The sequence below is a fragment of the Saccharomonospora sp. CUA-673 genome, from assembly GCF_001942305.1.
Lineage (GTDB): Bacteria > Actinomycetota > Actinomycetes > Mycobacteriales > Pseudonocardiaceae > Prauserella.
The window spans coordinates 107811-119479 of the sequence record NZ_MKKE01000055.1 but is presented as its reverse complement, the minus strand read 5'-3'; the positions used below and the strand labels follow the sequence as shown (position 1 = coordinate 119479).

At 69.2% G+C, this 11669-nt stretch carries 13 protein-coding genes; 8 read left to right on the top strand and 5 right to left on the bottom strand.

From position 1 onward, the window contains the following. Window positions 1-173 precede the first annotated feature (173 nt). Window positions 174-1712, top strand: a complete 1539-nt coding sequence (locus BJF85_RS21165) for an MFS transporter (RefSeq protein WP_139320767.1) — start codon at window positions 174-176, stop codon at window positions 1710-1712. Window positions 1713-1954: 242 nt separating this feature from the next. Here the strand turns inward: BJF85_RS21165 and BJF85_RS21160 are convergent, their stop codons facing one another. From BJF85_RS21160 to BJF85_RS21145, 4 genes are all read right to left on the bottom strand, one after another. Further along, complete coding sequence (locus BJF85_RS21160; protein ID WP_075849871.1) at window positions 1955-2284, bottom strand: nuclear transport factor 2 family protein; 330 nt, start codon at window positions 2282-2284, stop codon at window positions 1955-1957. A 69-nt stretch (window positions 2285-2353) separates the two neighbouring features. Further along, on the bottom strand, window positions 2354-3010 hold the full coding sequence (locus tag BJF85_RS21155; RefSeq protein WP_075849783.1) for a hypothetical protein: 657 nt from the start codon (window positions 3008-3010) through the stop codon (window positions 2354-2356). 6 nt (window positions 3011-3016) lie between these two features. Next, entirely contained in the window at window positions 3017-3541 is a 525-nt protein-coding gene (locus BJF85_RS21150) for a DUF3558 family protein (protein WP_158057059.1), read from the bottom strand. Window positions 3542-3844: 303 nt separating this feature from the next. Then, the gene (locus BJF85_RS21145) at window positions 3845-4624 is read right to left on the bottom strand and encodes a sulfite exporter TauE/SafE family protein (protein ID WP_075849781.1); all 780 of its coding nucleotides are present in this window, start codon (window positions 4622-4624) and stop codon (window positions 3845-3847) included. A 154-nt stretch (window positions 4625-4778) separates the two neighbouring features. Between BJF85_RS21145 and BJF85_RS21140 the strand changes: the two genes are divergently transcribed. The 7 genes from BJF85_RS21140 to BJF85_RS21110 all read left to right on the top strand — a co-directional run bounded on the left by BJF85_RS21140 (window position 4779) and on the right by BJF85_RS21110 (window position 11026). Further along, window positions 4779-5492 (top strand): TenA family transcriptional regulator, encoded by a 714-nt coding sequence (locus BJF85_RS21140; RefSeq protein ID WP_075849870.1) that lies wholly within the window; start codon window positions 4779-4781, stop codon window positions 5490-5492. Between the two features lie 65 nt (window positions 5493-5557). Beyond that, entirely contained in the window at window positions 5558-5905 is a 348-nt protein-coding gene (locus BJF85_RS21135; protein ID WP_075849780.1) for a Rieske 2Fe-2S domain-containing protein, read from the top strand. A gap of 5 nt (window positions 5906-5910) precedes the next feature. Further along, entirely contained in the window at window positions 5911-7161 is a 1251-nt protein-coding gene (locus BJF85_RS21130) for an NAD(P)/FAD-dependent oxidoreductase (protein WP_075849779.1), read from the top strand. Further along, window positions 7158-8588, top strand: coding sequence for an aldehyde dehydrogenase family protein (locus tag BJF85_RS21125; protein WP_075849778.1), 1431 nt, complete (start codon window positions 7158-7160; stop codon window positions 8586-8588). The genes BJF85_RS21130 and BJF85_RS21125 overlap by 4 nt, the downstream gene beginning before the upstream one ends. Window positions 8589-8609: 21 nt before the next feature. Then, entirely contained in the window at window positions 8610-8966 is a 357-nt protein-coding gene (locus BJF85_RS21120) for a non-heme iron oxygenase ferredoxin subunit (protein WP_075849777.1), read from the top strand. Between the two features lie 4 nt (window positions 8967-8970). Further along, window positions 8971-10584 carry a gamma-glutamyltransferase family protein gene (locus BJF85_RS21115; protein ID WP_075849869.1) on the top strand — a complete coding sequence of 538 codons (1614 nt, stop codon included), beginning with the start codon at window positions 8971-8973 and terminating at the stop codon, window positions 10582-10584. Beyond that, window positions 10577-11026, top strand: a complete 450-nt coding sequence (locus BJF85_RS21110) for a RidA family protein (RefSeq protein ID WP_075849776.1) — start codon at window positions 10577-10579, stop codon at window positions 11024-11026. Before BJF85_RS21115 ends, BJF85_RS21110 begins: the two co-directional genes overlap by 8 nt. 65 nt (window positions 11027-11091) lie before the next feature. Here the strand turns inward: BJF85_RS21110 and BJF85_RS21105 are convergent, their stop codons facing one another. Then, the gene (locus BJF85_RS21105) at window positions 11092-11544 is read right to left on the bottom strand and encodes a heme-binding protein (RefSeq protein ID WP_075849775.1); all 453 of its coding nucleotides are present in this window, start codon (window positions 11542-11544) and stop codon (window positions 11092-11094) included. Window positions 11545-11669 lie beyond the last annotated feature (125 nt).

The following is an 11669-nucleotide window of genomic DNA, read 5'->3' as shown; positions in this document are numbered from 1 at the left end:
GAGCCCACTCCCAATCTAGAATCTCACTCTAGGATGGAAAGAGCATCCAACCGGAAACCCCCTGTGTCAAGGGTCACATCCCATTCGGATCGCCTTCTGCGTGCGCTCAATGCACCGTGGCCTCGACTTTCGACCGAACCATGTTTTAGAATTTGATTCTACTTGGAGGTCACGTGAGCAGAGGTCGATCCGGCGCCAGCGCCGCGGCGTGGTCGACGTTGTTCGTCGTGTGCATCGTCAGCATGCTGATCGGCCTCAACACCAGCACCGTGAATGTCGCGCTGCCCTCGCTGACCCGTCACTTCGACGCCAGCCAGGTCGAGGCGAGCTGGCTCCTGTTGTCGTACATGGTGGCCAACACCGCCTGCCTGCTGCTCTTCGGCCGGATCAGCGACATCGTGAACCAGAGGCTCCTCTATCTCGGCGCACTTGCCGTCTTCGTGCTCGCCAGCCTGGCGTGCGGGCTGGCACCGAGCGTCGACTGGCTCATCGGCCTTCGCATTCTTGCCGCGTTGGCCGGTGCGGTCCTGTTGGGCAACGGCGCCACCTTGATCCACGCGGCGTTCCCCCGTACGTCTCTCGGGACCGCCATGGGCCTGTACGCGGCGTCCTTCCCGGTGGCCACCCTCGCCGGGCCTATCGCGGCCGGCGTTGTCCTCGAGATCGCGGACTGGCGCTGGGTCTTCTGGCTGAACGTCCCGATCGGGCTTGTCGGGCTCATTTTCGGGTGCTTCCTGCTACGTCGCCGCCGAGCCGAGCGCCCACCGACGAGCCTGGACCTGCCGGGAAACCTGCTCGTGGTCGCCTTCATCTCGCTGGCGACCATCGGCATCTCGATGGTCGCCGAGCTCGGCTGGGCGAACCCGTTCGTGTACGGAAGCCTGCTCGGTGCTGCCCTCGTCCTGCCGCTCCTCGCCCTGGCCGAACGGCGCAGCAAGGACCCCGTCGTCGACATGGCCACGCTGCGCACCGGTGGCATCGGACTGCTGCTGCTCGCTGGATTCTTCCTCAGTGCAGGCCGTTTTCCCGCCATCGTGCTCGTGAGTCTGTTCCTGCAGGGGCCGATGGGTCTGCGCCCCTTCGAGGCGGCCGCGCTGCTGCTGCCCATGCCGGTGGGGAGCATCGTCGGCTCGCTGTGCGTGGGCTGGTTGTCGCGTCGCCTCAACTCGCGGCAGATCTCGTCCGCCGGAGCCGTGGTCGGTCAGCTGGGCATCGGTGTGCTGACTGCGGCGATGATCGCCGGGCACGAGGGCGTGCTCGTGGTCGGACTGGTGCTGATGGGGGGTGGCACCGGCCTGTTCATCGGCTCGAACGCCACGTCGCTGCTCGAGGCCACTCAGGAATCCAGCCTGGGCGTGGTCAACGGCATGCGCCTGGCCATGCAGAGCACGGGCAACGTCCTCAGCCTGGCGCTGGCCTTCACCCTGTTGACCGTCGGGATGTCCACCCAGCTCGGACAGGATGTCCTCCAGGCCACCCTCCCTGACGGCGACCCACCCACGGCCGTCATCGTCGGCTTCGGACTGGCGATGGGACTGCTGTGCATCGTCGGTCTCGTGGGCACGGTGTTGTCACTCATGGCCACCGCGAGGGCCCGAGGACTGGAGCCGCATCCGACGTCACCCACCATCCACGGCGACGTCGAGAACCCGCTGGCTCAGCAAACCAGCGAGGGCACACCCCCAGATCACGCCCGACGACAGCCGCCGTAGCCGAGGCCACGTCGCCGTGTCAGCACCTCGCGTCGCCGTGTCAGCACCCCACGCGGCCGTGTCAGCACCCCACGTCGCCGTGTTGGCATCTCGCGTCGCGGCGACTCGGGCGAGATCGGTCAGGCGCAGGGGCCGGCGGAGTGGGTCATTCGCCGAGGATCGGGTCGTACTTCATGCTCAGCCCGCGTTCCGGGCCGGCAAGGATGCCGACCTCGACTCCCGATAACCGCGCCAGGTGCGAGTCAGCCCTCGCGGATGGTCATTTTCGCCAGTTTGTCGCCGTCGACGTCGAAGGTGAACTGTGAGCGTCCGTTGGCCCAGTTCGACCGCCACTCGCCGACGACCGTGATCGTGGAGCCCGACGTCTCGACCTCCTCGACGGTCAGGACTCCGCGGGCGCCGATGAATTCCTTGTCGCTCCACTGTTTGATCGCGTCGCGGCCGGTGAACGTGCGTCCCCAGTCGTCGACGGCGCCACCGTCGGTGAAGGCGTCGAGGAAACCCTGCTCGTCGTGGGCGTTGACGCGCTCGATGAACGACGCGACCGGTTCCGGAATGCTCGGTGTGCTCATGTTCCGCTCCTGATCGTGCTCGTTGCTGCTGATCAGCGGCGGTGCCGCCGCTGGCGAACATAACGCCATCTACGCGTTCCGCAACTCGCCGACGCGGTCCAGGAGGTTGTTCACGAAGTCGGCGTAGGGCTCGAGGTCGTCGATGTAGAGCGGACCGCGGCGCCAGACGACGAGTTCGTCGTCGATGATGCGAAACACGGCTTCGCTGCTGCGGGCGAGCAGGAACCGGCGGACGTCGTCGTTGAGGAACCGCGCCGCGAAGGCTTTGTCGCGGGTCGTCACGGCGTACCGGCTGTCGAACTTCTCGTCCCCGGTTTCGTTGAACGACAACCCGATGCGCTGCGCCAATCCGCCGATGAACCCGCGAGGACCCACGGCGAGCGACGGTTGCGGTGACGGAAGTCCGACCGCGACCACCTGGTGGTGCCGACGCTCGGTGCGGTTCTCGCCGCGGTCCACCACGGCGCTGAAGTCGAACACCGTCAACGGGCGGCCCCGATACACGCCGCGGAACACATGCTCGGCGCGGCGGAAACGGCCGTCGTCGAACGGTTCGTAACGCCCGAACCGGCTCACGTAGGACCGGTCGGACTTCACGTACTCCCAGCCGAGTTTGTCTGCGATCTCGGCGTACTCGTTGTGTGTCTGCTGCTTCTGCTTCCAGCGGTAGTAGAAGTATCCGCCGAACACGAGCGGCGAGACGATGTACCAGAACCATTCAGGCATCGGCCGTCACTCCGGGAGGTCTTGCGCGACCCGCTCGGCGATACCCGTGGCCCAGCCGCACGGGTCGGCGCCGTCGAACTCCGCTTCCACGGCGATGGCGATGGGCGACGTGGCAGGGTCGCCGGTCTCAACGCTGACGACGCAGGACGAATCCCCGGAACTGCCGCGAGTGGCTTCGAGGCCGTTCACCGTGATCTGTTCCTCGTCGGCGGTCTCATCCATGGCCGGCACACCGGACGACACGAAGACGCTCAGGTGCGGCGCATCGACCGTCGTTGTGTAGGAACACATCGGGCCGTTCGTCGTCGCGTCCTTCAGTGGATGTCCGACGACGTCCTGGATGACGTCGACGGTCGTGATGTCGCACGGATCGACGGCCTGGCCCTGCGGCGCCTGATCGGAGGCCGGCGCCGCCTCCTGCCGCTCCGGCGCCTGTTCGTTGCCGCACGCGGCGACAACCAGACTCCCGGCGGCCACTGCAGCCAGGATCGATGCTCGTGCGATGCGCATGGTGCGACCGGTCGTCGTCACCGGATCCCCCTCGTTGCTCACGGCGGAACAGTCTGCCGTGATCGGGGCGACGATGCAGCTGCGACCCGCGACTACCTCGCCGCAGGCTGCACAGCATCCGGCGGAACGGTGCACATCGGACAAACACCGAGGCAACCGACCCAGTCGGATGGGCCGATCGGAGCAACGCCACGGCACGGCGTGGACACGAGGTGGCCACGTCGCCCGGATTTCACGGCGTGATCACCGATATCCCCGTAATCTGCAACATGCGGGCCCTGCGCACCTCCCCCCTCGCGCAGGGCCCGCCTTTACGTTCCCGGGTCACCAGCCGGTGGCGACGAGCTGCACGACGGCTGCCGAGCCGATCACCACGATGGCGCCGCGCAACATCCGCGGGGACAGTTTCCTGCCGACCTTGGCACCGAGCTGACCACCGATGACCGACCCGACGGCCAGCAGTGCGACGACGGGCCAGCTGATCGGCGCGACGAAGGCGTAGACCACGCCGGCGACGATGTTCACCGCCGCCGACAACACGTTCTTGATGCCGTTGAGTGTCTGCAGCCGCTCGGTCATCAGGATGCCCATGATCGCCATGAGCAGCACACCCTGCGCCGCGGTGAAGTATCCGCCGTAGATACCGGTCAGGAAGACCAACGTCACCAGCAGGACGGTGCCGCCCGCGCTCCGCCGCGCGCCCGCGCCGGCGTCGGCCTGGCGGCGCGCCACCCACGCCGACACCTTCGGCTGGATCACCACCAGCACCAGGGCCAGGACGATCAGCACCGGGACGATCGTTTCGAACGCATCCGCGGGCAACGACAACAGCAGGATCGTGCCCACCACAGCGCCGACGATCGACGCGGGCAGCAGCGACAACAACGTCCGTGCCTGCCCGCGCAGCTCGTGCCGGTAGCCGATCGCACCGGACACCGCACCCGGCGCCAACCCGATCGCGTTCGACGTCGTCGCCGTCACCGGCGGATATCCGAGCGCCACGAGCACGGGGAATGTCACCAACGTGCCCGATCCGACCACCGCATTGATCATCCCGGCCCATACGCCGGCCACACCGATGAGAATCGCATGCCACCACACCACCCCTGGACCGTAGGCAGCTGTGCCCGCCGCACGCCCCCTGCAGACTGCACACGAATTCCGCGGAACGACTGTGCACTCTGTCCGTGGAGTGAGCTCCGTGGGTCTCCGTAGCTTCGGGTCACGGCATCAGACCAACAGCCGGAAGGTGATGACGGTGACCGAGCTTCTATCCAAAGAGGACTTCCGAGCCCAACTCGAGCAAGCCATCAAGGGGCGCGAGGCGAGCAATGCGTCCTTCAGCAAGGCGTGGGCGGACGGCGAGCTCAAGCGGGAGCACTTCTCCCGCTGGGCTGAGAACCACTTCCACTACGTCGGTCCGTTCGCCGACTACCTCGGCTACATCTACGGCAACACGCCCGAGGAGTTCACCGGCGCCAAGGACTTCCTGCTCCAGAACATGTACGAGGAGGAGGTCGCCGACATCCGCCACACGGATCTGCTGATCCGGTTCGCGGAGGCGTGCGGCACCACGCGCGAGCGGGTCGAGGACCCGAACAACATGAACGCCGTGACCAGGGGTTTGCAGGCCTGGTGCTACGCCACGGCCATGCGGGAGCACTTCACCGTGTCGACCGCGGCGCTCGTGGTGGGCCTCGAATCGCAGGTTCCCAGCATCTACAAGAAGCAGATCGTCCCGCTGCGGGAGACCTACGGCTTCACCGAGGACGAGATCGAGTTCTTCGAACTGCACATCACGTCCGACGAGGTGCACGGCGAGCGCGGCTTCCAGATCGTGCTCGACCACGCCGACACACCCGCGTTGCAGCAGCGGTGCCTGAAGTTCGTGCGGTGGGGCGCCGAGATGCGCTTCTCGTACACGAAGGCGCTCTACGACACCTACGTCGCCCCCGATCTCGTCGGGGCATGAGCCGGTGGGGTGGACGGGTCCGCACGGCGGCTCGTCCACCCCGTCATCGGGAAGGGACGAGGTCTATGGACGAGTGGGTCGACCTGGCCGACATGACCGAGCTCGCGCGGCGCAAGAAGATGCGTGTGGAGGCTGCGGGCGAGGCGATCGCCCTGTTCCACCTGGAAGGCCGCGTGTACGCGCTCCAGGACTCGTGTGTCCACAAGCAACGGTCGTTGACCAAGGGAACCGTCCTGCACGGCCGGGTGATCTGCCCCGGCCACCAGTGGCGTTTCGACCCGGAGACCGGTGAGGCCGAGGGCCAGGACATGTGCCAGCCCACCTACGCCGTCCGGGTCGAGGACGGGCGGATCTACGTGAACCCCACGCAGCCGGCGACGTCCGCCGCGCCGCTGCAAGCCGAATCGAGGTGAGGCGCATGCCGACCGAGGAAGCCGGGATTCCCGGCACGACGCCGTCCGACATCGTGGTGATCGGCGCGGGGCAATGCGCCGCCGTCGCCGCCCGCACGTTGCGCCGTCGCGGATTCGACGGCGGCATCCAGATCATCGGTGCGGAACCGGACCTGCCGTACCAGCGTCCGCCGCTGTCCAAGGAGTACCTCGAGACGGGTGACACCGACGGACTCTTCCTGCTCACCGAGGAGTGGTGCGCCGACAAGGACGTGCAGCTGCGACTCGGCGCGCCTGTCCTCGGACTCGACCCTGCGTCCGGCAGCGTCCGGCTGGCCGACGACGAGGTGCGTGCCGACGCGGTGCTGATCGCGACCGGCGGCCGGCCCCGCACCCTGCCCGGGGTCGGCGGATCCCGCATCCACACCCTGCGCACGCGCGCCGACGCCGACCGGCTGCGCGACGTCCTGGTCCCCGGTGCGCGACTCGTCGTCGTGGGCGCCGGCTTCATCGGCTCGGAGGTCGCGGCGACGGCCCGGGCGCGGGGCGTCGACGTGGTGATCGTCGAGGCGCTGGACACTCCACTTCGGAGGGTCCTCGGTGCGGAGATGGGCGCCGTGTGCGGTTCGTTGCACCGGGAGAACGGCGTCGACCTGGTGCTGGGGGAGACCGTGGGCGCCGTCACCGAGGGCAGCGCCGGCGTGACCGTGACGACGTCGGGCGGCAGGCGGATCGACGCGGACGCCGTCGTCGTGGGCATCGGCATCGAACCGGCCACCGGCCTCGCCGTCGACGCGGGCATCACGGTGGCCGACGGGATCGTCGTCGACGAGCACGGCCGCACGTCGCTGCCGAACGTGTTCGCCGCGGGTGACGTCGCATCGCACTTCCACCCGCTCGTGGGTGGGCACGTCCGCACCGAGCACTTCGACAGCGCGAACCGGCTGTCCACGGCGGCGGCCAACGCGATGCTCGGCCGTAGTCAGCCGTTCGTCGACCCGCACTGGTTCTGGTCGGATCAGTACGACGTGAACCTGCAGTACGCGGGGCACGCGACGAGCTGGGACGAGATCGTCGTACGCGGTTCGTTGTCCGATGTGGACTTCTGTGCCTTCTTCCTGTCCGGCGGTGCGGTGCGCGCGGTGTTCGCCGCCGAGCGCGGCGGCGACGTGCTCGCGGCCAAGGAACTCATCTCCCGTGGGGTGCCCGTGAGCCCCGATGTCCTGAAGGACGAGGACGTGGATCTGTTCGAACTGGCGATGGAGGAAGTGGCATGACGGAGAACTTCATCGGTGGGGTGTGGACCGGCGCCGAGAGTGGACGCCGGTTCGAACGGCGCAACCCGGCGGACACGCGGTCCGTCGTTGCCACGGCGCCGGATTCCGCGGCGGCCGACGTCGCGGCGGCGGTCGGTGCGGTCGAGGCGGGCCGGCACGAGTGGGCGGCTGCGGGACCCGAGAAGCGTGCCGAGGTGTTGAACGCGGCGGCCGCGGTCCTGGAACGGGACCCGGAGAAGCTCGCGGCGGAGCTCGTCGCCGAGGAGGGCAAGACATTCGGTGAGGCGCTGGGCGAGGTGCGCCGCACGCCGGCGAACCTGCGCTTCTACGCGAGTGAGGCGCTGCGGATGACGGGCCGGACGTACCCGGCTGCGTCCGGGCTCGTGTACACGGCGCGGCAACCGGTGGGCGTGGTCGCCGCGATCACGCCGTGGAACTTCCCGCTCAACATCCCCTCGCGGAAGTTGGGGCCGGCGTTGGCCGCGGGCAACGGTGTCGTCTACAAGCCGAGCGAGGTCACGCCGGTTCTGGCGATGCGCATGGTGGAGGCGTTGCTCGAGGCCGGTGTGCCGAAGGGGGCGCTGGCGTTGGTGCACGGTGGCGGGGAGGTCGGTGCGGCGTTGGTCGGCGACCCCCGGGTATCGGCGGTGACGTTCACCGGATCGACCGCGGTCGGCGAGCGCATCCACAGCGCGGTCGGTCCCGACCGGCGTACGCAGCTGGAGTTGGGCGGCAAGAACGCCGTCGTCGTGCTCGAGGACGCCGACCTCGACCGTGCCGCGGACCTGATCGTGCGGGGAGCGTTCGGCCTCACCGGCCAGGCCTGCACGGGAACGAGCCGGGTCATCGCGCACACCGATGTCCACGACGCGCTGCTCGAGCGGGTCGTGGCGCGGACGGAGGCGTTGACCATCGGCGACGGGATGACCGACGGGGTTCAGCTCGGCCCGCTGGCCACGCAGGAGCAGTACGACAAGACGCGCCGGTACGTGCAGCTCGGCCTCGACGAGGGCGCCCGGCTGCACACGGGAGGACAACCACCGGCGGATGTCGAACACGGCTACTTCCTCGAACCCGCGGTCTTCTCCGGCGTCGCGCCGGACTCGCGGCTGGCGCAGGAGGAGGTGTTCGGACCGCTCGTGGCGTTCCTCGAGGTCGCCTCGTTCGCCGAGGCCGTCGAGGTGGCGGACGCGACGCCGTACGGACTGTCCACCGGCATCGTCACCGGCGACCTCGGCCGCGCGCTGGCCTTCGCCGAACAGGTGACGTCGGGTCTGGTGAAGATCAACCAGCCGACCACGGGCATGGCCGGCAACGCCCCGTTCGGCGGGCTCAAGGCGTCGAGCACGCAGACGTCCAAGGAGCAGGCCGGCGAGCAGATGTCGCAGTTCTACACCGCCGAGAAGACCGTCTACGTCAGTCCCTGACAGAACCACGGAGGAGCACGCATGGAATTCGTCAAGGTCGCCCGTTCCGGCCAGATTCCCGAGGGCTACGTTCGCCGTTTCTACGCGGGCGAACTGGAGATCGCCGTAGCGCGGCTGCGCGGCACGGCGTACGCGACGTCCAACTACTGCACGCATCTGGACTGTCTGCTTTCCTCGGGCAAGCTCGTCGACGAGGGCATCGGCTGTTCGTGCCACGGCAGCGTGTTCGACCTGGAGAGCGGGGAGCCGGTGTGCCCGCCGGCGACGAAGCCCATTCGCACCTACCCGGTGAAGGAGGAGGACGGCGAGATCTTCGTCGGCGTCACCCCGGAGGACATCGCCGAGGGTGGCCCGCGCCGCCGGAACGCCGTCGGATAACGACATGTGGCAACGGACATGGGACACGCCGGACCGTAGGGCCGTGCTCGGCTCGCGGCATCTGGCGGCAGCGAGTCATCCGGCCGTCACCGCGGCGGGCAATCACGTGCTCGCCTCGGGTGGGAACGCGGTCGACGCGACGTTGGCGATGGCAGCGCAGTGCTGGCTGACCCTGCCGGGACAGTGCGGCATCGGCGGCGACGCGTTCGCCGTCGTCCGCGAACCCGACGGGAGCGTGTGGACGGTCGGCGGAAGCGGGTTCGGCCCCGACGGCGGTGAGCCGTCGTTCTACCGGGACCGCGGGTGCACGGCGGTGCCGCTGCGCGGCGGGTTGTCGGTGGCCGTGCCCGGAGCTCCGGCGGCGTTGGCCGCGCTGCACGCACGGTCGGCGACACTTCCGCTGGACGAGTTGTGGGCCCCGGCGATCGCCGCCGCCGAACGCGGCGTCCCGTGCACGGCCAAGACCCGGGCGGACATCGCAGCGCACACCGAACTGCTCGCAGCCGATTCGGGCACCGGTGCGGTGTTCCTGCCCGAGCGGAGGGTGCCGGAGGTCGGAACCAGGCTGGTGCAGGCCGAACTCGCACAGACCATGCGCATTCTGGCTGCCGACCCCGGCACCTTCTACAAGGGCGAACTGGCCGAGAAGGCCGTTGCGGCACTGCGTGCCGCCGACGTCCCGTTCTCCGGTGACGAATGGCAGCTGTGCGGCGAGCCGCTGGTGGGCGGGGCGATCTCGACGCGCTACGGCGGGGTGACGGTGCATCAGACTCCGCCGCCCTCGGCCGGGTGGATGATGCTGCAGCAGGCCGCGCTCAGCGACGGCAGGCTCGGCGAACACCCGGTGCTGGGTGCGGACTCGGTGGACCTGTTCGCGGCCGCGGCGCGCCGCGCGTTCGCCGACCGGTTCGCCGGCTGCGCCAGCGACAACGACGAATGGCGGCGACTGCTCGAGCCCGACACCGTCCGCGCCGCGCGCGCCGAGATCGCCGCGGGCGAGCGTGCGGCGCCCGGTGACGTGCGCCCCGACGGGGACACGACCGCCACCGTGGCCGTCGACGCCGAGGGCCGGGCCGTCAGCTTCATCCACTCGCTGGCGTTCACGTTCGGTTCCGGCGTGACGATCCCGGGCACCGGGGTCGTGCTGAACAACCGGCTCGGCCGCGGTGCGTATCTGATCGACGGCCACCCCAACGAGGTGCGTCCCCGGCGCAGGCCGCTGCACACGCTCAACGCGTGGATCGCCACCGACGAGCAGGACCGGCTCCGCTACGTCGGCAACACCCCCGGCGGGGACGGGCAGGTGCAGTGGAACACCCAGCTGCTCTCGCACCTCGTCGACCACGGAGCCGACGCCCAGCAGGCCGTGTCCGCACCGCGGTTCACGGTCCACCCGGGCAGCGACGCGGACACGATCGGCGACGAACCGGAGCTGCGCTGCGAGGATCGCCTCGGCGACGACGTGCTCACCGAGCTGCGCGGCCGCGGCCACACCGTGCGCGCGATCGGCCCGTGGGACGCAGGCGGCTCGGCCCTGGTGCTGGCCGCCGACCACGCCGCGGGTGTGTTGTCCGGTGGTGCCGATCCGAGACAGGACGGGGTGGTGCTCGGTGACTGAACGGACCGAGACCCGACATGTCGCCCCACCGCAGGGTGACTACGTACCGGCCGTCGTGCACGGTGGTCTGGCCTTCAGCGCCGGGATGACCCCCAGGATCGGCGGCAAACTGCGCCTGCAGGGCAGGGTCGGCATCGAGGTCGACGTCGCCGCCGCGCGCAAGGCGGCGGCACTCGCCGCGTCGAATGCCCTGCTGGCGGTGGCCGACGCGGCCGGTGGCCTGGACCGGATCGCGCGGTGCCTGCGGATGACCGTGTACGTGGCCTGCGGACCGGACTTCACCGAGCACACGGCCGTCGCGGACGGTGCCTCGGAACCGCTGCGGGCGTGGCTGGGCGCGCGGGGAACCGTCGCGCGGACGGCGATCGGAGTGGCGAGCCTGCCCTCCGGCGCTCCGGTCGAGGTCGACCTCACCGCGTCCATCGTGACGATCCATTGGTGAAGCGGCGGCCCGGCAGTGCGTACTGCCGGGCCGCCGCTCTCGTCATCGTGTGCTCCAGGAGGCCTTCAGGAGGTGGGAACCGGTGCCACGTGCTCCTCGAACGCGGCCAGTGCCGCGGCCCCCACCGCCTTGTCCTGGTCGCCGTTGCCGCCGCTGACACCGACGCCGCCGACGATCTGACCCTCGTGCAGGATCGGGAATCCGCCGACGAAGATGGCGAACTTGCCCGGCAGCATGTGGCTGATCCCGAAGGCCTCGTTACCCGGCAGGGCAGGGCCGTTCGGCGGCTCGTTGAACAGGTGTGTGGCCCGCTCGTGGCCGGCCGCGGTGAACGCCTTCGCGATCGCGATCTCCACGCCGGTCAGGCGGGCACCGGGCAGCCGGTGGAGCGCGATCACGTTCCCGCCGTCGTCGCAGACGCAGATGGTCTGCTTCACGCCGATCTCCTCGGCCTTGGCCCTCGCGGCCGCGAGGATGGGCAGGGCGTCGTCGAGAGTGATCCGATTGACCGTGTGCACGTGGTCTCCTCCTGCTGGGAGTCGGGGTGGGATTCGAACTCCAATCTGGCCCTTGCGCCCGGTCGCCAACAATGGTCAAAATGCCGAATCCGACCGCCGTCTCCCTATGCACCCTGCCCAACGCG

Bases quoted from the DNA above. Each gene is read 5' to 3' on its own strand.
- BJF85_RS21160 (WP_075849871.1), bottom strand. From the start codon at position 2,284: ATGAGCACACCGAGCATTCCGGAACCGGTCGCGTCGTTCATCGAGCGC.
- BJF85_RS21155 (WP_075849783.1), bottom strand. From the start codon at position 3,010: ATGCCTGAATGGTTCTGGTACATCGTCTCGCCGCTCGTGTTCGGCGGA.
- BJF85_RS21135 (WP_075849780.1), top strand. From the start codon at position 5,558: ATGGACGAGTGGGTCGACCTGGCCGACATGACCGAGCTCGCGCGGCGC.
- BJF85_RS21130 (WP_075849779.1), top strand. From the start codon at position 5,911: ATGCCGACCGAGGAAGCCGGGATTCCCGGCACGACGCCGTCCGACATC.
- BJF85_RS21125 (WP_075849778.1), top strand. From the start codon at position 7,158: ATGACGGAGAACTTCATCGGTGGGGTGTGGACCGGCGCCGAGAGTGGA.
- BJF85_RS21120 (WP_075849777.1), top strand. From the start codon at position 8,610: ATGGAATTCGTCAAGGTCGCCCGTTCCGGCCAGATTCCCGAGGGCTAC.
- BJF85_RS21115 (WP_075849869.1), top strand. From the start codon at position 8,971: ATGTGGCAACGGACATGGGACACGCCGGACCGTAGGGCCGTGCTCGGC.